Genomic DNA, 22,537 nt, shown 5'->3' on the forward strand with positions numbered 1-22,537 from the left:
CTGCACGGAACAGCAACGCATTGCCGCGCGGAGGCCTGCGCGGCGGGAGACAAACAGCCATGAGTGATTTGAGTGTCACGAGCCAATTGCGCAACGTCGACCTGGAAGACAAGTACACGGCCGACGAGGGTACGGCTTACCTCACGGGCGTGCAGGCGCTGGTGCGCCTGCCCATGGTGCAGAAGCGCCGCGACCGCGCGGCCGGGCTGAACACGGCGGGCTACATCACCGGATACCGTGGATCGCCGCTGGGCACGTTCGACGACCAGCTGGTCAAGGCACGCAAGCACCTCGAGAAGCACGACATCACGTTCATTCCGGGCGTCAACGAGGATCTGGCTGCCACGGCAGTCTGGGGCACCCAGCAGGCCGAGATCGGAGGCGATGGCAAGTTTGACGGGGTCTTCTCGATCTGGTACGGCAAGGGGCCCGGGGTGGACCGTTCCGGCGATGCGTTTCGCCACGGGAACCTTGCGGGCAGCTCCAGGCACGGCGGTGTGCTGGTGCTGATGGGCGATGACCATACGTGCGAGTCATCGACCACGTGCCACCAGAGCGAATATGCGCTGATGGATGCACAGATCCCGATTCTCTCGCCCGCGGGTGTGCCCGAAGTCGTTCCGTACGGCCTGCTCGGCTGGGCCTTGTCACGCTACAGCGGGGCATGGGTCGGCATGAAGTGCATCAAGGACACGGCCGATGCCTCGGGCTCGGTATGCATCGATGATGCCCAGTTGCGCATCGCGATGCCTGACTGGGACGGCGCGCCGGAGGATGGCCTGAACATCCGCCTGCCCGATACGCCGCATGCGCAGGAGTTCCGGCTGGTCAACTACAAGCTCGATGCGGCGCGTGCTTTCGCGCGCGCCAACCGCATTGACCGCGTGGCATTCGGTAGCCGCGAGGGCGCTCGCACCGGCATTGTCACGTCGGGCAAGAGCTGGCTCGACCTGCGGCAGGCGCTGGCCGATCTGGGAATCGATGAAGCGCGCGCACGGCAGCTCGGGTTGGCCGTCTACAAGGTGGGCATGGTCTGGCCGCTGGAGCCCATCGGCCTGCGCGAATTCGCCCTGGGGCTTGAACAGGTGATCGTGATCGAGGAAAAGCGCGGGCTCATCGAAGGCCAGATCAAGGAGATTCTCTACGGCGAGGCCGACGCGCCGCGCGTGATTGGCAAGCGTGACGAGCAGGGCGCGAAGCTGCTGCGCACCGAGCTTGCGCTCGATGCATCGATGATTGCGCAGGTCGTGGGATCGCGTCTCGCGGCGGCGGATCCATCGCTCAAGGAGGTTGTGCAGCAACTGGCACAGCGCAGGCCGCAGGTCGCGTCGGTGGACGTGATGTCGCGCAGTTTCTATTTCTGCGCGGGCTGTCCGCACAACACCTCGACACGTATTCCCGACGGCAGCCGTGCCTACGCAGGCATCGGGTGCTCCTGGATGGCGCAGACCATGGGCCGCGATACGCTTGGCTACACGCAGATGGGCGCGGAGGGCATGGCGTGGGTGGGGGAGGCGCCATTCTCCCGGCGCACGCACATGTTCCAGAACATGGGTGACGGTACCTACTTCCACTCCGGCCTTCTGGCCGTGCGCGCGGCGGTTGCCGCGAAGACCAACATCACCTTCAAGCTGCTCTACAACGATGCTGTGGCCATGACCGGAGGGCAGCGCCACGACGGGCCGCTGGATCCCATCCGCATGACGCACCAGGTGCATGCCGAGGGCGTTGTGCGCATCGCCGTGGTGACCGACGAACCCGGCAAGTACGACGGCGTGACGGGCTGGGCTCCCGGCGTGACGGTGCACCACCGCGATGAATTGGATGCGGTGCAGCGCACGCTGCGCGAGATCGAGGGCACCACCGTGCTGGTCTATGACCAGACCTGTGCAGCGGAAAAGCGCCGTCGCCGCAAGCGCGGCACCTTCCCCGATCCCGACAAGCGCGTGGTCATCAATCCCGAAGTCTGCGAGGGCTGCGGCGACTGCGGCGTGCAGTCGAACTGCGTGGCGGTTGTGCCGCTCGAAACCGAACTCGGCCGCAAGCGTTCCATCGACCAGTCGGCATGCAACAAGGACTTCTCGTGCATCAAGGGCTTCTGCCCCAGCTTTGTGACGGTGAGCGGCGGTGCGCTGCGCAAGGGCGCTTCGTCGCAGGGTGATTCGGATGCCGGACTGCTCCTGCCCGAACCCGTGTTGCCGGATCTGCGCCAGGGCGTATACAGCCTGGTGATCACGGGCGTAGGCGGAACCGGTGTGGTGACCATTGGTGCGCTGCTTGGCATGGCGGCACATCTTGAGGGCAAGGGCACCGGCGTACTCGACATGGCGGGACTCGCGCAGAAGGGCGGTTCGGTGTGGACGCACATGCGCTTCGGCACCAGCAACGATGCGATCGCGGCTGTGCGCGTTGCCCCGGGCGGGGCCGATGCCGTGGTGGGCTGCGACCTCGTGGTGGCGGCCTCGGCGAACACGCTGGCCATGACGCGCAAGGCCGCCACGCGCGTGCTGCTCAACAGCCAGGAAGTGATGCCCGGGGCTTTCGTGCAGAACCCCGACCTGCAGTTCCCCGCCAACCCGCTTGTGCAGACAGTCGCGCGCGCGGTGGGCGCCGAGAACGTGCAGGTGATCGATGCCGGCAGCCTGGCGCTTGCGCTGTGCGGCGACTCCATCGCCACCAACCTGTTCATGCTCGGGGCCGCGTGGCAGCGCGGCATGATCCCGGTGAGCGCAGAGGCGATCGAGCGGGCGATCGAGCTCAACGGCGCGGCCGTGAAGATGAACATCGCGGCCTTCCGCTGGGGCCGTCGCCATGCGGTCCATCCCGAGGACGTGGTGAACCATGCGTTTGCCGGGAAACCGCGGGGGAGCGGCAAGGCGGTGAGCCTCGCGCCGCAGTCGCTCGACGCCCTGGTCGACCGTCGCAGCCAGATGCTCACCGAGTACCAGAACGCCGCCTACGCCCGGCGCTACCGCGTGCTGGTGGACGAGGTGCGAGCAGCCGAGGCGCGCATTTTGCCGGGAAGCGACGCGCTGGCCAGGGCGGTCGCGCAGGGATTCCACAAGGTGATGGCCTACAAGGACGAGTATGAAGTGGCACGCCTGCATGCCTCGCCGGCGTTTGCCGAGCAGCTCAAGGCCCAATTCGAGGACGGCCACAGGCTCACCTTCCACCTGGCGCCTCCCGGCATGTCGCGGATCGACCAGCGCACGGGGCGACCCGCCAAGAGCGAATGGGGTGGGTGGATGATGCATGGCTTCCGGCTGCTTGCGCGGCTCAAGGGGTTGAGGGGAACGGCCTTCGACGTGTTCGGCAGGACAGAGGAGCGCCGGCACGAACGCGCACTGGTGGACAGCTACGAGGCCATGATCCGCCAGATGGTGGCCGGGTTGCGGGCCGACCAGCACGCATTGGCGCTCCAGATCGCGCAGGCGGTGATGAAGGTACGCGGCTTCGGCCCCGTGAAGGAAGCCCATCGCGTGGCTTACGAGAAGGAAGTGGCGATGCTGCTCGAGCGCCTTCGCCACCCGCTGCCGGGCACGCAACGGGCTGCGGCCTGAGCGCGGAGGGCTTGGAGATCCGCGAGGCCCCGGGCCTTGCGGATCGCCCCGCAGCGTGAACCGGCTGTTGCAATCCGTCATGCAGCGGGATCGACGAGGGGAATGCTCCATCGGCGCACTGCGCACACTCGATGAAAGCGCTTGACGAGTGCTTTCCATGCGCAAATCACCGGTGCGTTTGTGCTGAAGAACTGGTGGCGCCGGAGGCAGGCCCCGCACCTCACTTTGCAATGGCTCGCAACGACTCAGGCCTTGCGGCCGCCGAGATAGAGTTCGCGTACCTGTGGATCGTGCATCAGCTGCTGCGTGGTGCCCGTGAGGGCCACGGTGCCCATCGACAGGATGTATGCGCGATCGGACATGCGCATGGCCTCCATCGCGTTCTGTTCGACCATCAGGATGGTGACCTTCTCCTTGTCGCGCACTTGCACGATGGCGTCGAAAACTTCCTGCAGCACCTTGGGCGACAGACCCGCGGAGGGCTCGTCGAGCAGCAGCACCTCGGGGCTGGGCATGAGGGCCCGCGCAAGCGCGAGGATCTGCCGCTCTCCGCCTGACAGCGAAGAGGCTGCCGCATTGAACTTGCGGCCCAGCACGGGATAGAGCGCGTGGAGTTCTTCCATGCGGCGGTTGCAATCCGGCGTACTCATGTAGTGCCCGCCCACCTGGAGGTTTTCGCGCACGGTCAGGTTGCTGAAGATGTTCTCTGTCTGGGGCACGAAGCCGAGGCTGCATTGCCTGATCTTGCGGAAGATCGGCATCTGCGTGCGGTCCTGGTCATTGACCTTCACATGTCCGCTGCGCGGCAGCAGCTGTCCTGCAATGGTCTTGAGCAGCGTGCTCTTTCCGCATCCGTTGGGCCCGAGCAGCGTCACGATCTCGGTGCGTTCGACCTTCAGCGAGATACCCTTGAGAATGTCCACCTCGGGGGTGTAGCCGGCGACGACATTGTCGATTTCGATCATCATGTGCTTGTACTCCTCGCTTGCGGCTTCAAGCCGCTTCGGCGGGTTCGCGCTTGTCCACGCTTCCCAGGTAGGCCTGTACGACGTGTTCGTTGGACGCCAGTTCATCGGGTTGGCAGCTCGCGACGATGCGGCCGCGATCGAGCACGATGCAGCGTGTGCAGACCTCGCGGATGAAGTGCATGTCGTGTTCGACGATCACCAGGGTCATGCCCTGCCGGTTGAGCTTCTGTAGCGACTGGACGATGTCGCGCCGCAGGTTGGGGTGCACTCCTGCCGTGGGCTCGTCCAGCATCAACAGGCGTGGATCGCTCATCAATGCGCAGACGATGCCCAGCAGCTTCTTCTGGCCACCCGACAGCGCGGATGAGGGGAGGTCGCGCACATGCGTGAGCAGCAACTGCTCCAGCAGCACCGTCGCCTTGGCGTGGGCGGCAGCCTCGGCCCGGCGTGCGCCGGCCGAGCCGAAGATGGTGGACAGCACGCCGTGGTGGGACGTGGAGGCTGCCATGGCCACCTCCATCACCGACATCTTCCTGGGCATGGACGGCAACTGGAATGTGCGACCGATGCCTGCACTGACGATGCGGTGCGCGGGCAGCGTGCCGATGTTCTGGCCGTCGAACGTGACCCGCCCCCCATCGATGGCTCCGAAACCCGTCACCAGGTTCAGCAGAGTGCTCTTGCCCGAGCCGTTGGGGCCCAGCAGGCCGACGATCTCGCCTTTCGCGATGGTGAAATTCACGTCCTGCAGCACATGGTTGCCACCGAACGACTTGGAGACATGCCCCAGTTCAAGCAAGGGGGACGGCATCACGGCATCTTCCTCAGTTTTTCAGGGACAAGGCCTTCACTGCGCCACATCAGGCAGAGGAGCAGGATGGTGCCGATCAGGCCCAGGCGGATCGCGCCGGACACGTCGGAAGACAGGCTCAGCCAATCCTTGATGAAGGGAACGAACACATAGGCGGCCTGCACCACGACCACGCCTACCAGCACGCCGGCCGTGTTTCCAAGGCCGCCAATCATCAACATGGTCCAGAGAAGAAAGGTCTCCGAGGCCAGCATGTACTCAGGCCCGGCAAAGCTCATGTAGTGCGCGTACAGGAAGCCCCCCAGCGCCGCGATGGCGGCGCCGCTCATGATGGCGCGGGTCTTCAGCGAGCGCAGGTCGTAGCCCATGCAGGTGGCGAGCTGCGGCTCCTCCCGCATCAGGCGCAGTGCCCTGCCGAAGCGGCCGTTGCCGAGGCGCGAACACACCACGGCGCAGGCGGCGAGGATTGCTGCCACGAGTGCGAGGAATGCCACGCTGTCCCAGGGGCGGGCGAGCCCGTCGAACAGCGCGGGAATCGCACTGATGCCGTTCGCACCGCCGGTCAGCCAGCCTTCGTTGGTGGCGATCGTGCGCAGGATCTCCGCGACCGCGAGCGTGGCGATGCCCCAGTAGTCGGCAGCGAGTTTGCGCCCGATGCTGGCAATGAACAGGCCCAGCAGCATGGCCGCTGCGATGCCCATGGCCAGGCTGGGAAGAACCCCCCAGCCCAGGCCGAAACCGATGCCTGCGGCATAGGCGCCGAGGCCCGCGAAGGCAATGTGCCCGAAATTGAGCAGTCCCGCGTAGCCTGCCTGGAGGTTCAGGCCCAGCGCCATGAGCGCGTAGATGCCGGCGATCGTCAGTGAAGAAACGAGGAAATCAAACACGGCGCACCTCGCGGTCGAACAAACCATAGGGCCTGAACAGCAGGGCCAGCAGCAGTATCAGGAACGAGGCGGCGCTGATGTAGGCGACCGGCAGGAACATCAGTTCCTGGCCGAACACCGGTCCAAAATTCATGTTGGTGACGGCCGTTTCCGTCAGGGCAATCAGCATGGCGCCCACGACGGCACCCAGCGGGTTGCCGAGGCCACCCAGAATCGCGGCTGCGAAGACCGGCAGCAGCAGGTCGTTGCCGAGGTTGATGTGCGCGCCTGTCGAGAGTGCCAGCATGCTGCCGCCCAGTCCCGCGAGGCCTCCGGCCATGAAGCTCACGAGGCGCGTGATGAACGCGGCATTCAGCCCCGATGCGTTGGCGAGCATGCTGTTGGAGGCAAGTGCGCGCATGGCACGGCCCATGCGGGTATGGAACAGCAAGAACATGAACAGTCCCAGCAGCACGATGGTTGTGGCGACCGAGTAGATCTGCGCGCGCGCCAGTCGCACATCGCCCAGAACGAGGGGCTCGGTGCGGGGAAGCTCGAACATGCGCGGAAACGAGCCGGCAACGCCCTGCATGACGGCAATGAGCAGCATCGAAACCGCCAGCGAGCCGATCATCGCGATGGCGGGACCGCCGCGCAGCAGCCGCTGGAACACCAGCACCTGCAGCACCAGTGTGAACAGTCCGGTGGCGGCCGTGGCAAGGGCGATCGCAAGGACCAGCGGAGTGCCTGCTGCATGCAGGCCGTAGCAGACATAGGCGCCAAACATGGCGTACTGCACGTGTGCGACGTTGGGGAATTTCACGAGGCCGTAGAGCATGCTCAGGCCCAACGCGACGAGCGCCAGATCGGAGGCCCTGAGCAGAGTGTCAACCAGGAATTGCAGCATGGCGAAAGAGGGTGGGAAGGGTCGGCGCCGGCGCCCGGCGCGAGGCCCGGGACGCCGGCGGGGAGAGCCGCGGGATCAGCGCGGGACGAGCTTGCCGTTCTCGAACTTGAGCTTGTCGTACGGGGGATCGACCCGCTGGCGGTCGGCGTCGAAACGGATGTTGCCGGTGACGCCTTCGAAGCCCGCGCTACCGATCTCGCGCAATGCCGCCTGGATGGCGGCGGCCTGGGTGGACTTGGACTTCTCGATGGCGGCGGCAGTCATCAGTACGGCGTCGTAGCCGTAGCCGGTGTACGCGGTCTTTGGCGCCCCGTTGTACTTGGCGGTGAAGGCATCGTTGTAGGCCTTGCCGGCGGCGCCGCGCAGGGAGCCGAGCTCCATGCCGATCTGGCCGTTGGCAATGGTGGGCTGGGTGTCCGACAGGCTCATGCTCATCAGGATGGCGTAGAACGGCACCTTGCGCAGCCCCAGCTCTTCCGCCTCGCGGTTGATCACCGCCGACTCCTGCCCGTAGGCCGTGTAGACATAGCCGTCGGGGTTGCTGCGGGCCATCTGCTGCAGCTCGCGGCGGTAGGTGGACTGGCCCGCGGTGTACAGCACCTCGGTCACGATCTTGCCGCCCAGCTTCTCGAACTCCTGGCGAAAGCCGTGTGCGACACCTTGTCCGTAGGCGTTGTTGGGCGCGATCAGGGCCACCTTGCGCAGCCCGAGGGACCAGGTGTCCTTGGCCGAGAAGGCGTTGCCGAAGTTCTCGAGGCCGACCAGGCTGAACGATGTCGCACCGATATCGCGCACCTTGGTGCTGCTGCTGGCGATGTTGATGTGCGTGACACCTTCCTTGACCAGGTACTGCGCCATCGGCAGCGTGATGCCGGAAGAGTACTCACCCATCACCACGGGCACCTTGTCGACGGTGGCCAGCTTGCGCGCTGCGGACAGCGCCGTGGTGGGGTTGCCGCCCGAGTCCTCGATGATGAGGTTGAGCTTCTTGCCGAGCACGCCCCCCTTGGCATTCACGTGGTCCACGCCCAGCAGCACGCCGCGGCGTACATCCTCGCCCACGGTGGCATTGGCGCCTGTAAGCGACAGCACGGCGCCGATGTTGACCGCGTCCTGTGCATGCCCGTTACCAGCTGCGCCGAGGGCGAGCAGGGATGCGGCGGCAACGAGGTGAAGTCGGCGGGACGATGAGAAGAAAGTATTTTTCATGATCGGCTCCAGGGTGAATGACAACAAGGGTAGGGAAAGATGCTTTCGGTGGAAATCAGATCTGGTAGAGGCTGCCGAACTGCGGCAACGCATCGTTGATGCCGGCGAGGCGCAGGGCATGCCATGCCATGGCGCTGTTGCTCGCGAGAACAGGCTTGCCAAGTTCCTTCTCGAAATCCGCGATCAGCGCGGCCATGCGCAAGCTGGTGCAGGAGACAAACACGGCGTCCACGTCGTCATGCCCGCCCGCGGTCATCACCGCGTTGCGCAACGATTCGCGGTCGATGCGAGCGACTTCGTTGTCATTGGCATGATTGAAGGTGGCGATGCAGTTGACCTGCATGTTGCTTTTCGCAAGATGCCGTGCAAAGAGCTCGTTCACGCTCTGCACATAGGGCGTGATGAGCGCAATGCGCTGCTTGCCGAGTGCTCGCAGCCCGGCCACCGCCGCGGTGATCGGCGTGGTGGTGGCAATGCCGGGGCGTACGCTGCGGATGCGGTCGGCGATCCTGTCCTCGCCGATCACCACCGAGCCGGAGGTGCAGCCGAAGGCCACGACCTGCAGTGGTACGTCGGGCACGATGAGCTTCACCGCGGCGGCGATGTCCTTCTCCATCCCGGCCAGTGTTTCGGGATTGATGTCGGGTGAGTTGTACAGGCGAGCCTCGAAAAACGCGACACCCGGCACGTGGGCGAAGACCTGGCGCCATTCATGTTCGAGGGTCTGGTCGGTGGCCAGCACCACAAGACCGATGGCGGCGCGTGGCATCACGCCTTCGTCCATGGTGAAGGGCAGGATCTGGTAGGAAGTGTCGGTGGCGGTCGTCATGGTGGAGGGGGTCATGCAAGAGTCATTCCAGTGATGTCGATGGCTGGCGTGCGGCCATTCATGATGTCGGCCACCACGCTGGCGGTGCCGCAGGCCATGGTCCAGCCCATGTGGCCGTGGCCCGTGTTGAAGTACAGGTTGCGATGCCGCGTCCTGCCCAGGATGGGCGTGTTCTCTGGCGTCATCGGGCGCAGGCCGGCCCAGTACTCGGGTTCGGAGAAGTCGGCACCGTTGCCGAACAACTGCTGCGCCACGCGCAACATTGGTGCAAAGTCAGCGGGACTGTGCGAGCGGTCGTAGCCGCTGAATTCGGCGGTGGCAGTGAAGCGCAGCCGGTTGCCGAAGCGTGCCCAGGCGACGAGGTTGTTCTCGTCCACTCCGCTGAGTGACGGAGGCGTGTGTCCCTCGCGGATCGGAAAGGTCACCGAATAGCCCTTGACGGGATAGATCGGCAGCGAATAGCCCAGCGGTCGCGCGATGATGGGTGAATAGCTGCCGAGACTCAGCACGTAGTCGTCGCCGGCAATCAGGCCTTTGGGCGTGCGCACGCCCGTGATGCGGTCTCCCGACACATCGATGCCCTCGATCGAGGTATCCATCAGGAAACGTACACCTGCTTCCTCGCAGCGCATGGCGAGATTGCGGGTGAACATGCGCGCGTCGCCGCTCTCGTCTGTGGGTGCATAGATGGCACCCGCGATGTGTTCGCGGGCGCTTGCCAGCGCGGGCTCGTGCGCGACGACCTCGTCCGCGGTCAGCGTGCGCAGGTCCATGCCGCCGTCGGAGAGAATTTTCATGTTGCCGGTGCCACGTGCCAGCGACGCCTCGTCGCGATACATGTAGAGGGCACCGGTCGAGAGGCGCTCGTACTCGAGCTGAAGATGCTCCGTCAGTGCCTGCAGTTGCGCCTGCGAATAGCGGCACAGCACCAGCTTGCGGCGGGTGTTGATGCGCGAACGCTCGGCTGTGCAGTTGCGCCAGAATTTCCACAGCCACGTCCACATGTGGGGATCGGGGTTGAGCTTCAGGCGCAAGGCCTGGGTGTCGTCGCGCAGCGATCGCCACAGAATGCCGGGCGCACGCGGTGAAGCCCATGTGTACGAATGGCCGGGAGCGATCATGCCGGCGTTGGCGTAGCTCGTCTCCGAGGCGGCCTGAGGCTGGCGATCGATCACGGTCACCTTGCGGCCCTGGCTTGCCAGATACCAGGCGGTGGTGACGCCTGCTACGCCGGCGCCGAGGATCACGGTATGCATGGGGCAGTCCTGACGAAGTACGGTCAGACGGTGGCGACCACGCCGATTTCGACGGTGTAGGGCGGGAAGGCAAGTGCCGACTCCACGCAGGCGCGCGCAGGTGCGTGGCCTGGTGCGACCCACGCGTCCCATACTTCGTTCATTTCATTGAAGGTCTTGTGGTCGGCCAGCCAGATCGTGGCCTGGACGATGCGGCTCTTGTCGCTGCCCGATTCGGCAAGCAGTGCATCGATCTTGTCGAGGATCTGCCGCGTCTGGCCCGCCACGTCCAGGGACGTGTCGGTGGCAACCTGGCCAGCCAGGAAGGCGAAGCCGTTGGCGATGACGGACTGGCTCATGCGGGCGTTGGTGTGAAGACGCTTGATGGACATAGGGAACTCCATGGATGAAGGGAAAGAGCAGGTATTCCAGGCAAGACTTGAATCCGTCCCGGGACGTGCAAACAGATCAACATCGTTGTGCACGCTGCCCGTTTCCGGGTGTCCATGCAAAGCATTTCAACGAGTGTCTTATTAAGTGTAGACACTTGTGAAATATATGGTCAAGACATGGGTGTAGTGGTTTACTCTAGGGCGAGCTGGATTCGCCTCCGGCACCTTCGCGTGCGAGGGGCGATGAAGCAAGGGGCCGTGAGGAGCGGCCGCAGTGAGCTGGTCAGAACGACGGGAGAAGCCGACCTGGTGCCACGGAGGTTTCATGAAGGGAGCACCAGGAAAATGCGGCCACGTGGAGGGCCGAGCTGCGCCGCAGGCTTGATGAGCGGGCTTCGGTGAAAGAGGTTCGCTGAAAGGACTGATCGATGCGGGCATGGCGCACCCGGAGCGGGTACGCCATGCCCTGTCGCGGCTTACTTGGCCATGCCGTCCTTACCCATGTTGTCCTTGGCCATGCTGTCTTTCGACATGGCGTCCTTGCCCATGGAGTCCTTCTTCATGGCGTCTTTCTTCATGGCACCCTTGTCCTTGCCCATCGAGTCCTTGGCCATCGAATCTTTAGCCATGGAATCCTTACCCGTCGAGTCCTTGCTCATGGCGTCCTTGCCCATGGCATCCTTTGCCATCGGATCTGCGGCGAAAGCGGAGGCGGCTCCGAGCGCGAGGCACAGGGAGAGCGCAGTGGTGGTGAATGCGGTTTTCATGATGATGCTTCTTTCTTGGTGGTGGTGGAGAAATACGGCGTGAGCCGCGGGAACATGCGGTGATGAGGATGGGCTTCAGCTGCCTCCGAACCAGTTGTAGCCCTGGTCTTCCCAGTAGCCTCGGTTGAAGGTGTTGCTGACAAACAGGGCCGTGATGTGCTTGGGGTTCTTGTAGCCAAGCTTGGTCGGCATGCGCAGCTTCATGGGAAAGCCGTAGCGGGGCGGCAGCGGCTGCCCGTCCCAGTCGAGCGCCAACAAGGTCTGCGGATGCAGCGCTGTCGCCATGTCGATGCTGGTGTAGTAGTTGTCGGCGCATTGAAAGCCGACGTAGCGGGCACCCAGGTCGGCGCCCACGGCCTGCAGGAAATCGCGAAAACGCGGGCCGCCCCACTTTCCGATGGCACTCCAGCCTTCCACGCAGATGTGGCGCGTGACCTGGGTGTGCTGCGGCAGCGCGCGCAGCTCGTCGAGCCGCCAGCGGCGCTTGTCGGCGACGAGGCCCGTGACCTCCAGCCGATAGGTGTCCGCGTCCACCTGCGGCACTTCGCTTTCGCCGTAGAAGGCATTGAACGGGAACGGCCGGGTGATCATCGAATCCGGATAGGTCGGCGCGAGACGCGAAGCATCGAACAACCAACCCTGCACGGTGTCGTTGAAACGCGAGACGCGCTGGAGCGCAGCTTCCGCCGTTGCGCTGTCGTCGATGCGGCAGCCGCTGAGCAGTGCCAGCCCGCCCAGCGTAAGCCCTCGTCGCAGAAATTGCCTGCGGGCGGCCTGGGGCAAGGGACCGGAAAGCATCCTGCGTGCCTCGGTGACCACGGCTTCAGCGTTGTCCCGCTGCCAGATGGATGGGCTCATGGTGTGTTCTCCCGGGAGGTGGTGGTCTGCAGCGTGGGACGACCCAGCAGCATGGCGAGCAGCGAGCGAGGTACCAGCATGGCCATGACGAGATGCAGGATCGTGAATCCGACGAGCGCCGCCATCGTGCAGAAATGGATGATTCGTGCCAAGTCATATCCGCCGAGCAGGTCGCGCAGCAGCGGAAACTGCACCGACTTCCAGATGACCAGTCCGCTTGCCACCAGCAGCACGAGGTCCGCGACCGCGAACAGGTAGGCCGCGCGCTGGACCTGGTTGTAGTGGCCTGTGTCGGCGTGGGACAGGCGCGCCGTGATCGCGAGCCATGCATCGCGCAACACGCCGCGTGGCGATACGGGAAACATGCGCCGAGCCCATCGGCCGGTGAGCAGGCTGAGCAGCAGGTAGGCCAGCCCGTTGAGCACCAGCAGCCACATGCCCGCGAAATGCCACTGCAGCGCGCCACCGAGCCAGCCGCCCAGGGTGATGCCGGCAGGGAAGGTGAAATCACCGAAGATGGGCGATGCGTTGTAGATGCGCCAGCCGCTCGTCACCATGACGAGTACCGCCGCGGCATTGAGCCAATGGGTGACGCGCAGCCACAGCGGCTGATGCGAGGACGGGCGTCGGTTGGGGTGCGTGGTGTGGACTGGCATGGGCACATTGTTCGGCGCGCATGTTCCCGAAGTCCTCACCGAAAGTTCAAAAAAACGTGATACTTCCCCGGGCCCTTGTGCGGGAGAATGCGCCGATGGACACCACCAAACGCATCCTGATCGTCGAAGACGACGAGCACATCGCCGAGCTGCTGCGCATGCATCTGAGCGACGAGGGCTTCGAGGTCGAGCATGTGGCGGACGGCCGGCTCGGCCTTGCCGCCGTGGAGCGTGGGGGCTGGCATGCGCTGGTGCTGGACCTGATGCTGCCGGGTGTCGATGGCCTCGAGATCTGCCGGCGTGCCCGCGCCATGACCTACTACGTGCCGATCATCATCACGAGTGCGCGCTCCAGCGAGGTGCATCGCATCCTCGGGCTGGAGCTGGGTGCGGACGATTATCTGGCCAAGCCTTTTTCCGTGATGGAACTGGTTGCCCGTGTGCGTGCGCTGCTGCGGCGAAGCGAGGCGCTGGCGCGCAATGCGCGGATCGAAGCCGGTGTGCTTGCATTGGGCAGCCTCAGCATCGACCCGATCGCACGCGAGGCCCGTGTGGATGGCCAGGCCGTCGAGCTCACGCCACGCGAATTCGATCTTCTGTATTTCTTTGCGCGCCAGCCCGGCAAGGTGTTCTCGCGGCTCGACCTGCTCAACCACGTCTGGGGCTACCAGCATGACGGCTATGAGCATACGGTGAACACGCACATCAACCGCCTGCGTACCAAGATCGAGAAGAACCCGGCCGATCCCCAGCGCATCCTCACGGTCTGGGGGCGGGGCTACAAACTCTCGGAGGAGGCATTGTGATCACCACCCTCACGCTGCGTATGCAGCGCCTGTCGCTGTCGCAGCGTCTGTCTGCCGTGTTCGTTGTGCTGCTGCTGGCCTGCTGTGCCGCTTCGGTGGCGTTGCAGATGCGGGGCAGCGAGCGACATGAGCAGGAGGTCATCCAGCGGCTGTCACTGGATCTCGCGCCGCAGATTGCCCAGTACCCCGAACTGATGGAACCGGCGGGCTTCAACCCTGCCGCCGTGAGCGGGCTGTTCGACAAGCTGATGGCGGTGAATCCGAGCGTGGAGGTGTACCTGCTCGATCAGGCCGGCCGCATCCAGTCCTACTCGGCACCGCAGGGGGCGGTCAAGCGCGAGCAGGTTGATCTCGCGCCGGTGCGGCTGTTGCTGGGTGGCGGCGCGCTGCCGGTGTTTGGTGACGATCCGCGCAACCCCGGGGGCCGCAAGGTGTTCAGTGCGGCGCCACTGCAACTGGCGGGGCGCGATGCCGGCTATGTCTACGTGATCCTGCAGGGGGAGAGCCGTGAGTCGCTGGCCTCTCGCGTGACTGCGGGCGGCACCGCGAACGCGATGCTGTGGTCCATGGCGCTGGTGGCCCTGCTGGGCCTGCTGGCGGGGCTCACGGCGTTTCACCTCATCACGCGCCCGTTGCGTGCATTGACCGAAGGGGTGCGAGGCCTAGAGACCCAGGGCCTGTCCTGGCTGCCGCAGGCTCAGCCGCTTCTTCAGCAGGCGGCGCGCGGCGGTGGCGAGATGGCCTTGCTGAGCCAGAGCTTCGAGAGGCTCGCGCAACGCACCGTGGAGCAATGGCAGGAGCTTCGGCAACAGGACCAGCAGCGGCGCGAGCTCTTCGCCAATCTATCGCATGATCTGCGCACGCCGCTCACCTCGCTGCATGGCTACCTGGAAACGCTGCGCATGAAATCCGGGCTGCTTGCCCCTGAGGAGCAGCGCCGTTATCTCGATATCGCGCTGGACCAAAGCCGCAAGGTGGGTCGCCTCGCGCAGGAGATGTTCGAGCTCGCGCGGCTGGAGTATGGCGTGGTCAAACCCGAGATGGAGCCTTTCTTTCTCACCGACCTGCTGCAGGACGTGTACCAGAAGTTCGAGCTTGCGGCCGAGGCTCGGCAGCAACGCCTTGTGGCCGACATCACCCCGGGACTTCCGCCGATTACCGCCGACCTCGCCATGATGGAGCGCGTGCTGGTGAATCTCGTCGACAACGCGGTGCGTGCGTCTCCGCAGGGAGGGGAGGTCTCGGTGCAATTGCGGCCGCACGTGAAAGGGGGAATCGAGGTCACGGTGCGCGACACCGGGCCGGGCGTGCCGTCCGCGCTGGCCGAGCATCTGTTCGAGCGCCCGGCATTCACGGCCTATGCAGGAACGAGGGGCAGCGTGAATGGGGAAGGAGGGCGCTCGGGCGGCTTCGGGCTCCTGATCGTCCACCGCATCCTGCAATTGCACGCGAGCACGATCCGGTTGCTGCCGCCATCAGGGGGCGGAGCGGCGTTCCAGTTCGTGCTGCGGTGAACAGGTACGGGCAGGGATGCCCGAGCAGGTGGATGGCCCGGCAGTGTGCCGGGCCGTCGTTTCAGTTCAGTGCTGCCTGGACGTCGCGAACTCCTTGGTGCGGCGGCCGCCATGGGTCTCGTGCATCGACACGAAAGCCAGGTCGAGCAGCAGCGCGATCGACATGCCAAGCGCCAGGGTGATCACCATCATCGGCAGATCGAGCACGCTCACGATGTCTGGACCGGTGGGAATTGCGCGGCGGTTCTCCGTGGTGCAGATGAACTCGGCCGCGCTCATGCCGGTGTAGTGCATGGCACACACGGCAATGGCCATCACGAATGCGGCCGACAGGCGCGAACTGAGTTTCCGGGTGTGGAAGGCGAGCCACAGAGCGACGGTGGCCGCGACGAGTGCAATCACCACCGAGATGCCCACGCGCACATAGTCCCATTGGAAATAGCCTCCGAAGCGCATGCCGTACATGCCCAGGTAGTGCATGACGACCGCGCCCGAGCCGAGCAGCAAGCCTGCGCTGAGCAGGCGGGGAAGGCTGGAGGGATTCAAGGCCACGAAGTGGAATGCAAAGCCCGAGATGGCGATCGCTGCGACCAGCGAAAGCAGTGTTTCCCACATCGAGTAGCCCAGGCCCACATCCATGCGCAGCGCGAGCATGGCGATGAAGTGCATGGACCACACGCCGATACCGCCCAGTGCCACACCGGCCGCAAGCACGTTGAAGAAGTAGGCTCGTTTATTCCTGGAGTGGGGTTGCAGGTGGCTTGCGGAATACAGCGCAATGAATGCGCCGATGACCGATATGACATAAGACAGCACTACGAGCTCTCTGCTGTAACTGGTCTGTACCAACGAGTCCATGTATCACCTCCCGGAAAAGTGAAAGGAAGAACAAAGCAATTCCTGCCTTGGGGCTGTTTGGTCATCCGGCAGGCGGCGATTCGGGAGCAATGTCCGGATCGATTCGCCTGCAGATCGGCCCCGCGTCAGGACTACTCAACGCTCGACACGTTTCTAACGATTTGTTTCCCTCGCTGCCAATCAATACTTTTGATTGAGATCAACTGAGAGTGTTGGGGAAGGCAATCGCGGTGTATACAAATCATGCCGGATGGTGTTGCACCAGCCGATGAGCAAGCATGATTTTCGGGAAGGGAGACGAGACGCGGGTGCGGTAGCGCTGCCGCCCGAGGCTCGGATGAAGAAGCCCGTATGCGCAACGCCGCACACGGGACTCAAGGACTGACCGCCTAGCGCGGCAACGGACTGTGATAGGCGATTTCGCAGAGCGCTTCGCGCAGCATCTGGGCCTTTTCAGTACCCAGCAGCTTGGCATAGTCATTCTCAATCTCGTTGATCGCTTCGTGCATGTTCATCATGTAGTCCAGTCCCTTGGCAGAGAACTGAACCTTGAAGGCTCGGGCGTCGGTGAGGTCCTGGATGCGCGTGACCAGGCCGGCGGCCTCCAGGTCGCGCACGGCCTTGCCTGCAGCCTGCTTGCTGACGCCCATGCGCCGGGCGAGCTCGGTGCCTCGGGTACCTTCCAGATCAATGTACGGCAGCATGCCGCCAGCCGCGGGCGGCAGATCCTTGAGCTGGTCTCCCATCGCCGCGTGGAGGCGGTTGACGAAGTCCTTGCGTGCGAGCAGAAGCATGCGCCCGACGCCGTAACGTCGTTTCACTCGCAGCTCATCGATTTGTTCTTTTGTGTACATAGTTATTTAATATTATGTGGCGAAATGCGCGAGAATGAGGACCATCGTCCCGATGAATTAACAAAAAATTATGATAGTGGGAAGAGGGTATTCACACATAGGTTCACGAATGCGCTTGAGGACGCTCCGCCTCGTTCTACTGGCATGTATCGGCATTGCCGGCCCGCATGCCTTCGCGGCTCCAGCGGAGGGCCTGCCTGCCCAAAGCGTGCGACTCGTCGTACCGTTTCCACCGGGCGGCAGCACGGATGCCATTGCTCGAATTCTTGCCGAGGGCCTTGCTAAGGAGCTTGGTGAATCAGTTTATATCGACAATCGCCCTGGTGCAGCAACCAATATCGGCTCCGAATGGGTCGCCAAGGCTCGCCCGGATGGCTATACGTTGCTGTTCGGCAGCAGTGCGCTCCTGGTGAACCAGATTTTTGGTCCCAAGCCGGGGTTCGATCCGCAGGAGGGGCTGGCGCCCATCAGCACGGTGGCCGAGGTCCCGTTCGTCCTGGCGGCCCATCCCGACGCGCCGTTCCGCACGCCGCGCGAATTCGTGCTGGCGGCGCGCCACGAGCCGGGCCGCCTGTCGGTGGCAAGCAGCCAGCTCGATACCTATGTGGAGCGCTTGATGCATGTGGCCGGCGTCGAGCTGCTGCACGTACCCTACAAGGGCGGCGCACAGGCGGTGACCGATACCATGTCGGGTGTCGTCGACTCGACCTTTGCGCTGGCGCCGGTGCTGTTGCCTCTGCTGGAGGCGGGCAAGCTGCGAGCCATCGGCATCACCTCGCCCAAGCGGCTCAAGGACTCACTGCCCGATGTCCCCACCTTCGTGGAAAGCGGAGTGGATTTCATCATTTCCGCCCTGTACGTTCTGCAGGGGCCCGTCGGCATGGAGCCGGAGCGGCTGGAGCGCCTGAACAGCGCCGTGCGTGCCGTGGCCACCTCGGGGAGTTTCAAGAGCCGGCTCAAGGAGATCGGGGCGAAGGCAAGCAGCAGCAGTCCCGAGGAATTGACCGAGTTGCTCCGAAAGCAGTCCAGTGCCTGGGAAAAACTGGCGAAGGATCACCCCGAGCTGCTGAAGTCCCGGTAGGCCGGGCAGGCAGGACCTGAAGGAGCTTCCTTGACGGTGCCTGTCTGCTGCGGTCGGGTCAGAGTTGCTTGACCAGCACCTGGCTCTTGCGATCCCAGTTGTACTTCTTCTTGCGCGCCTCGGGCAGCCAGTCGGGGCTCACGGGCTGGAAGCCGCGCTTGATGAACCAGTGCATGGTGCGCGTGGTCAGCACGAAGATGCTCTTCAGCCCCATGGCGCGTGCGCGCTGCTCGATGCGCTTGAGCAGCTTCTCGCCATCGCCCGTGCCCTGGCTCATGGGGGAGACCGTGACGGCGGCCATTTCCGCCGTGCTGGCCTCAGGATAGGGATAGAAGGCCGCGCATCCGAAGATCACGCCATCGTGCTCGATCACCGTGTAGCTGTTGATGTCGCGCTCGATCTCGGTGCGGTCGCGCTTGACCAGCGTCCCGTCCTTTTCGAATGGCTCGATCAGCTGGATGATGCCCCCCACGTCGTCGATGGTGGCCTCGCGCAGTTCCTCCAGCTTTTCGTCGATGATCATGGTGCCGATGCCGTCGTGCACATAGATTTCGAGCAGCAGCGCGCCGTCCACCGAGAACGGCAGGATGTGGCTGCGCTCAACGCCGTGCTCGCAGGCACGCACGCAGTGCTGCAGGTAGAAGCCCACGTCGGTCGGTGCCTGCGGTGCGGGCAACTGCGAGAGCAACAGGCGCGCGGCGGCCAGCGGCAATTCGGTGTCGATGGGGTTGTCGTCGCCTTCGGGCTCGAGCGGCTTCACATGGATGCCGGGCACCTCGGTCAGGAACAGCAGCTTGTCGGCATGCAGTTCGATGGCCACGCGCGTGGCCACTTCCTCCATCGACAGGTTGAACGCCTCGCCGGTGGGCGAGAACCCGAAGGGCGAGATCAGCACCATGGCTTCGGAGTCGAGCGTGCGCTTGATACCCTCCACGTCCACCTTGCGAACCAGACCCGAATGCTTGAAGTCGATGCCGTCGACGATGCCGACCGGGCGTGCGGTAAGGAAATTGCCGGAGATGACACGTACGCGGGCATCGGCCATCGGCGTATTGGGCAGGCCCTGGCTGAATGCCGCCTCGATCTCGTAGCGCAGCTGGCCCGCGGCTTCCTGGGCCGAATCGAGGGCCACCTCGTCCGTCACGCGCAGGCCGCGCGAGTACTGGGGCTCGTGTCCCTTGGCGCGCAACTGCTCGTTCACCTGGGGGCGAAAGCCATGCACCAGCACCAGCTTCACGCCCATCGCCTGGATCAGTGCGAGATCCTGGACGATGCCCTGCAGCTTGCCGGCTGCAATGGCTTCACCCGTGATGCCCACCACGAAGGTCTGGTGTCGGAACTTGTGGATATAGGGAGCCACGGACCGGAACCAGGGGACGAAAGTGAAATTGAAGACGGCGGACATGGGCGGGAGGGTAGTCAGGCGGCCAGAAATGGGGGGTGAAAAAGGAAGAAAAAGCGCTTGGCGGCCCTCGGTGCTTTCAGCGTTTCTGCAGGAGGTCGGCAAGCGCAGTGCGCAGTGTAGCGGCTCATGGGCGCTCGCGTGCGCGCCGGTGTTTCATATTTGATAAGCCCAAGCTTCATCTTGGGAGGCCCGGCAATGAAAAAGCCGCGCTGCGACGGGCGTCGCGCGCGGCTTGCCTGGAATGGACCGCAGCCTTCAGCGCGGTGCCTGCGGGGACAGAACCATGCCGGAATGGCCTGCCACGCCCGCTTGCAGCTTTCTCTCGCGGGGCTTGGCTGGGGTGGCCTGGCGGCGTGGCTTGGCATCCCGCATGCGCATGGCCCAGCGCTCGATGGTGTAGAAGGACAGGGCCGCAAGGCCTACCGAGATGGCGAAGCCCAGCAACACGACCAGTGGCCAGGGCAGATCGGCGCGCAGGTAGCGCACCACCGGGTAGTGCCACAGGTAGACGCCGTAGGAGAGGCGACCCAGCTTCACGAGCAAGGGCGCGCTCAGCATCTCGTACACCAGGCCGGAGCGCTGGTTGACGGCGACCAGCAGCACGAGCGCGGCACATTCGACCACGGTCATGCCCCAGAGCATGGCCTGCTGGTTGTCCCAACCCATTTCCATCAGCAGGGGGATGGCCAGCGGGAACCACATCAGGTGGGCCATGTTCTTCTTGAGGTTGCGTGTGAACGCCGGGCGCTCGATCATCAGGGCGGCAAGCAGCGCGCCAGCCAGCAGGCCGGTGGCGCGGGTGTCGAAGCGGAAGAAGATTTCGTAGAACTGCTGGCCCTGTGCCACCCACAGCACGCGCCAGGCCCAGGCCATGATCCACAGCAGCAGGATCGAGCGCCATGCCTTGCCCGGCGTGGCGTAGCGCAGCAGCAGAACCAGCAGCGGCGGCCAGATCAGGTAGAAGTGTTCCTCGACGGACAGCGACCACATGTGCAGGATGGTGTCCGGGCTGTCGAAGAAGGCGATGCCATAGTCCGCCAGATACATGATGGAGACCAGGGCATCGGAATAGACATCGTCCAGTTCGGGCCAGATCATGGGCGCGAAGATGCAGTAGGCCAGCAGGAACAGCGCCAGTGCGGGCATCAGGCGGAAGAAGCGGCGGCGGTAGAACTGCCAGTAATCGATGCGCTGGCTCTTGTCGAATTCGATCAGCAGGAGCGAGGTGATCAGGAATCCGCTCAGCACGAAGAACAGATCGACACCGAAGAAGGCGCCGTCAAACAGGGGGACATGGGCGTGCGAGAGCAGCACCAGCACGATGGCGACGCCTCGCAGGCCATCCAGCGCGGGGTTGTACTGCAGTTTGTTTTCAGTTCCAGCCAAAACGGGGACTCCTCCGATCCTTGATGGCAACGGCCAGGGGCCGCTATACATCGAGCGGTTGTCAATCAGTTGGTTCGTTCGCTCGGGTGATCGAACGCCGTCGGCAACGTGCGGTGGGCACATTGCACAGTCGGCTCGTCCCCCGGTCATGCAACCGGGAGCTGCGTACGGCACCCCGATGTGTGTCGGGAGCGGGTTGGCGAACCCTGCCGTGAATCGCCGGACTCAGCAGATCGGCCTGGCGGAAGAAGGAAGAAGCTGTGCTTCACGTCCATATTCCTGTGCGTAGGCTCGAATGTCTGCAATGGGCTGGATTCTAGACAAACCCCGGACAGGGTGATGACCAAACGTCACCAAGTGTCAGTGAATTTGTCGTCCGCACGCGCCGACGACATCATTGAGTCACACTGGGCGGCCGGAGTTCCCCTGGAGGGGGCTGCCGGTAGCCGCAAGCGGAAGGTGCAAGGAGGACTCGGGAGATAAGGAAAAACCCTGGTCGATAGCGGGACTTGCGGATGCAACCCGCCGCCCGGGCGGAAGCAAGCAGGATCGGTACACCAAGCCGCTTGCAATTCACAACAATATCAATGCCTATGCTGATAGCAGGAAGCAGGGCTACCCGGGCGTGGCACGGTCCGATGCCCGGGTTCACTCATAGCGCTTCTCGAGGGCATCCCAGTGCGGCTTGTTCACCATGCGCTGACGCTCTGCGAATGGTGCGACGAGGGCCGGGTCTTCCTGCAGATGATGGGAGCGCTTCAGTTCACCGAGCGCTCTTTGCATGCCGGCCAGCGCGCCCTGCAGGGTTGCGTTCGCGTAGAGCACGATCGAGAAACCCATGTCGCCCAGTTCGTCAGCGGTGGCGATCGGTGTCTTGCCGCCGATCACCATGTTCATCAACTGGGGCTGCGGCAGGCGGCGCGGGAGGGCTTGGATCTCATCGAGCGAGGTAACGGCTTCGACGAACAGGATGTCGGCGCCCGCCTCGGCGAATTGCTGTGCGCGCTCGACTGCGGCATCGAACCCGTGCACTGCGGCCGCATCCGTACGGGCCATGATCAGTGTGCCGGGATCGCGGCGGGCATCGACGGCAGCCTTGATCTTGCCCAGCATCTCGCTGGTCTCGATCACGGCCTTTCCGTTGAAATGGCCGCAGCGCTTGGGACTGACCTGATCCTCGAGCTGGATGCAGTCCGCGCCTGCGCGCTCCAGTGTGCGCACCGCGTGGTAGGTGTTGAGGGCATTGCCGAAGCCGGTATCGGCATCGACGATCAGTGGCAACTCGACCGCGTCGCGGATGCGCGCCGTGTGGTCGGCGATGTCGGTCAGGCCCATGAAGGCCTGATCGGGCAGGCCGAACCACATGTTGGTGACGCCGGCGCCCGTGACGTAGACGGCCTCGAAGCCCAGGTCGGCCACGACGCGGGCCGAGAGCGCATTGAAGGCGCCGGGCACCAGGGCGCCGCGGCGTGCGTCGATGAGCTGGCGAAGTTTCTGTTTGGTGTTCATTCGGTTTTTTCCGGGATGCTGAATGCGTGCGATGGGATAGATGAGTCCCCTGCATCAACGCAAGGC

The 22,537-nt window shown here is 64.2% G+C and carries 20 protein-coding genes; 4 read left to right on the top strand and 16 right to left on the bottom strand.

Features of this window, described 5'->3' with window-relative positions; genetic code table 11:
• Positions 1-59 precede the first annotated feature (59 nt).
• Positions 60-3,560 (top strand): indolepyruvate ferredoxin oxidoreductase family protein, encoded by a 3,501-nt coding sequence (locus H9K76_RS09210; RefSeq protein ID WP_187599757.1) that lies wholly within the window; start codon positions 60-62, stop codon positions 3,558-3,560.
• Positions 3,561-3,805: 245 nt separating this feature from the next.
• Here H9K76_RS09210 and H9K76_RS09215 read toward each other — a convergent pair whose 3' ends face one another.
• The 11 genes from H9K76_RS09215 to H9K76_RS09265 all read right to left on the bottom strand — a co-directional run bounded on the left by H9K76_RS09215 (position 3,806) and on the right by H9K76_RS09265 (position 13,058).
• Entirely contained in the window at positions 3,806-4,525 is a 720-nt protein-coding gene (locus H9K76_RS09215; RefSeq protein WP_187600551.1) for an ABC transporter ATP-binding protein, read from the bottom strand.
• A 28-nt stretch (positions 4,526-4,553) separates the two neighbouring features.
• Positions 4,554-5,339 (bottom strand): ABC transporter ATP-binding protein, encoded by a 786-nt coding sequence (locus tag H9K76_RS09220; RefSeq protein ID WP_187599759.1) that lies wholly within the window; start codon positions 5,337-5,339, stop codon positions 4,554-4,556.
• Positions 5,339-6,226, bottom strand: a complete 888-nt coding sequence (locus tag H9K76_RS09225; protein ID WP_187599761.1) for a branched-chain amino acid ABC transporter permease — start codon at positions 6,224-6,226, stop codon at positions 5,339-5,341. Before H9K76_RS09225 ends, H9K76_RS09220 begins: the two co-directional genes overlap by 1 nt.
• Positions 6,219-7,112 carry a branched-chain amino acid ABC transporter permease gene (locus H9K76_RS09230; protein ID WP_187599762.1) on the bottom strand — a complete coding sequence of 298 codons (894 nt, stop codon included), beginning with the start codon at positions 7,110-7,112 and terminating at the stop codon, positions 6,219-6,221. The genes H9K76_RS09225 and H9K76_RS09230 overlap by 8 nt, the downstream gene beginning before the upstream one ends.
• Positions 7,113-7,187: 75 nt before the next feature.
• Complete coding sequence (locus tag H9K76_RS09235) at positions 7,188-8,321, bottom strand: ABC transporter substrate-binding protein (protein WP_187599764.1); 1,134 nt, start codon at positions 8,319-8,321, stop codon at positions 7,188-7,190.
• Between the two features lie 55 nt (positions 8,322-8,376).
• On the bottom strand, positions 8,377-9,165 hold the full coding sequence (locus H9K76_RS09240; RefSeq protein ID WP_246475421.1) for a maleate cis-trans isomerase family protein: 789 nt from the start codon (positions 9,163-9,165) through the stop codon (positions 8,377-8,379).
• Complete coding sequence (locus H9K76_RS09245) at positions 9,162-10,406, bottom strand: D-amino acid dehydrogenase (protein ID WP_187599766.1); 1,245 nt, start codon at positions 10,404-10,406, stop codon at positions 9,162-9,164. Before H9K76_RS09245 ends, H9K76_RS09240 begins: the two co-directional genes overlap by 4 nt.
• 23 nt (positions 10,407-10,429) lie before the next feature.
• Positions 10,430-10,777 (bottom strand): RidA family protein, encoded by a 348-nt coding sequence (locus tag H9K76_RS09250; RefSeq protein WP_187599768.1) that lies wholly within the window; start codon positions 10,775-10,777, stop codon positions 10,430-10,432.
• A gap of 476 nt (positions 10,778-11,253) precedes the next feature.
• Positions 11,254-11,544 carry a pentapeptide MXKDX repeat protein gene (locus H9K76_RS09255; RefSeq protein ID WP_187599770.1) on the bottom strand — a complete coding sequence of 97 codons (291 nt, stop codon included), beginning with the start codon at positions 11,542-11,544 and terminating at the stop codon, positions 11,254-11,256.
• 75 nt (positions 11,545-11,619) lie between these two features.
• Positions 11,620-12,402 (bottom strand): molybdopterin-dependent oxidoreductase, encoded by a 783-nt coding sequence (locus H9K76_RS09260; protein ID WP_187599771.1) that lies wholly within the window; start codon positions 12,400-12,402, stop codon positions 11,620-11,622.
• Positions 12,399-13,058, bottom strand: a complete 660-nt coding sequence (locus tag H9K76_RS09265) for a cytochrome b/b6 domain-containing protein (protein WP_187599773.1) — start codon at positions 13,056-13,058, stop codon at positions 12,399-12,401. The genes H9K76_RS09260 and H9K76_RS09265 overlap by 4 nt, the downstream gene beginning before the upstream one ends.
• A 95-nt stretch (positions 13,059-13,153) precedes the next feature.
• Between H9K76_RS09265 and H9K76_RS09270 the strand changes: the two genes are divergently transcribed.
• Positions 13,154-13,864 (top strand): response regulator transcription factor, encoded by a 711-nt coding sequence (locus H9K76_RS09270; RefSeq protein ID WP_187599775.1) that lies wholly within the window; start codon positions 13,154-13,156, stop codon positions 13,862-13,864.
• Positions 13,865-13,884: 20 nt separating this feature from the next.
• Positions 13,885-15,378: a sensor histidine kinase gene (locus tag H9K76_RS09275; protein ID WP_187600553.1), complete on the top strand. Its 1,494-nt coding sequence runs from the start codon at positions 13,885-13,887 to the stop codon at positions 15,376-15,378.
• 66 nt (positions 15,379-15,444) lie between these two features.
• On the opposite strand, the gene H9K76_RS09280 is transcribed toward H9K76_RS09275, so the two are convergent.
• On the bottom strand, positions 15,445-16,194 hold the full coding sequence (locus H9K76_RS09280) for an MHYT domain-containing protein (protein WP_246475422.1): 750 nt from the start codon (positions 16,192-16,194) through the stop codon (positions 15,445-15,447).
• 431 nt (positions 16,195-16,625) lie between these two features.
• Positions 16,626-17,057, bottom strand: a complete 432-nt coding sequence (locus H9K76_RS09285) for a MarR family winged helix-turn-helix transcriptional regulator (protein WP_187599778.1) — start codon at positions 17,055-17,057, stop codon at positions 16,626-16,628.
• Between the two features lie 148 nt (positions 17,058-17,205).
• Here H9K76_RS09285 and H9K76_RS09290 point away from each other — a divergent pair, with 148 nt between their 5' ends.
• A complete protein-coding gene (locus H9K76_RS09290) occupies positions 17,206-18,171 on the top strand; it encodes a Bug family tripartite tricarboxylate transporter substrate binding protein (RefSeq protein WP_187599780.1) in 966 nt (321 codons plus the stop codon).
• Between the two features lie 58 nt (positions 18,172-18,229).
• Here the strand turns inward: H9K76_RS09290 and argA are convergent, their stop codons facing one another.
• The 3 genes from argA to H9K76_RS09305 all read right to left on the bottom strand — a co-directional run bounded on the left by argA (position 18,230) and on the right by H9K76_RS09305 (position 22,471).
• On the bottom strand, positions 18,230-19,576 hold the full coding sequence (argA, locus tag H9K76_RS09295) for an amino-acid N-acetyltransferase (RefSeq protein WP_187599782.1): 1,347 nt from the start codon (positions 19,574-19,576) through the stop codon (positions 18,230-18,232).
• Positions 19,577-19,831: 255 nt separating this feature from the next.
• The gene (locus H9K76_RS09300) at positions 19,832-20,962 is read right to left on the bottom strand and encodes an acyltransferase family protein (RefSeq protein WP_246475423.1); all 1,131 of its coding nucleotides are present in this window, start codon (positions 20,960-20,962) and stop codon (positions 19,832-19,834) included.
• Positions 20,963-21,610: 648 nt separating this feature from the next.
• Entirely contained in the window at positions 21,611-22,471 is an 861-nt protein-coding gene (locus H9K76_RS09305) for an isocitrate lyase/PEP mutase family protein (protein WP_187599786.1), read from the bottom strand.
• Between the last annotated feature and the right edge of the window lie 66 nt (positions 22,472-22,537).

The sequence above is a fragment of the Diaphorobacter ruginosibacter genome (genome assembly GCF_014395975.1).
Classification (GTDB): Bacteria; Pseudomonadota; Gammaproteobacteria; order Burkholderiales; family Burkholderiaceae_C; genus Diaphorobacter_A; species Diaphorobacter_A ruginosibacter.

Coding starts and splice junctions, on each gene's coding strand:
- H9K76_RS09210 (WP_187599757.1), top strand. CDS start 60: ATGAGTGATTTGAGTGTCACGAGCCAATTGCGCAACGTCGACCTGGAA.
- H9K76_RS09215 (WP_187600551.1), bottom strand. CDS start 4,525: ATGATCGAAATCGACAATGTCGTCGCCGGCTACACCCCCGAGGTGGAC.
- H9K76_RS09220 (WP_187599759.1), bottom strand. CDS start 5,339: ATGCCGTCCCCCTTGCTTGAACTGGGGCATGTCTCCAAGTCGTTCGGT.
- H9K76_RS09230 (WP_187599762.1), bottom strand. CDS start 7,112: ATGCTGCAATTCCTGGTTGACACTCTGCTCAGGGCCTCCGATCTGGCG.
- H9K76_RS09235 (WP_187599764.1), bottom strand. CDS start 8,321: ATGAAAAATACTTTCTTCTCATCGTCCCGCCGACTTCACCTCGTTGCC.
- H9K76_RS09240 (WP_246475421.1), bottom strand. CDS start 9,165: ATGACCCCCTCCACCATGACGACCGCCACCGACACTTCCTACCAGATC.
- H9K76_RS09245 (WP_187599766.1), bottom strand. CDS start 10,406: ATGCATACCGTGATCCTCGGCGCCGGCGTAGCAGGCGTCACCACCGCC.
- H9K76_RS09250 (WP_187599768.1), bottom strand. CDS start 10,777: ATGTCCATCAAGCGTCTTCACACCAACGCCCGCATGAGCCAGTCCGTC.
- H9K76_RS09255 (WP_187599770.1), bottom strand. CDS start 11,544: ATGAAAACCGCATTCACCACCACTGCGCTCTCCCTGTGCCTCGCGCTC.
- H9K76_RS09260 (WP_187599771.1), bottom strand. CDS start 12,402: ATGAGCCCATCCATCTGGCAGCGGGACAACGCTGAAGCCGTGGTCACC.
- H9K76_RS09265 (WP_187599773.1), bottom strand. CDS start 13,058: ATGCCAGTCCACACCACGCACCCCAACCGACGCCCGTCCTCGCATCAG.
- H9K76_RS09270 (WP_187599775.1), top strand. CDS start 13,154: ATGGACACCACCAAACGCATCCTGATCGTCGAAGACGACGAGCACATC.
- H9K76_RS09275 (WP_187600553.1), top strand. CDS start 13,885: ATGCAGCGCCTGTCGCTGTCGCAGCGTCTGTCTGCCGTGTTCGTTGTG.
- argA (WP_187599782.1), bottom strand. CDS start 19,576: ATGTCCGCCGTCTTCAATTTCACTTTCGTCCCCTGGTTCCGGTCCGTG.
- H9K76_RS09305 (WP_187599786.1), bottom strand. CDS start 22,471: ATGAACACCAAACAGAAACTTCGCCAGCTCATCGACGCACGCCGCGGC.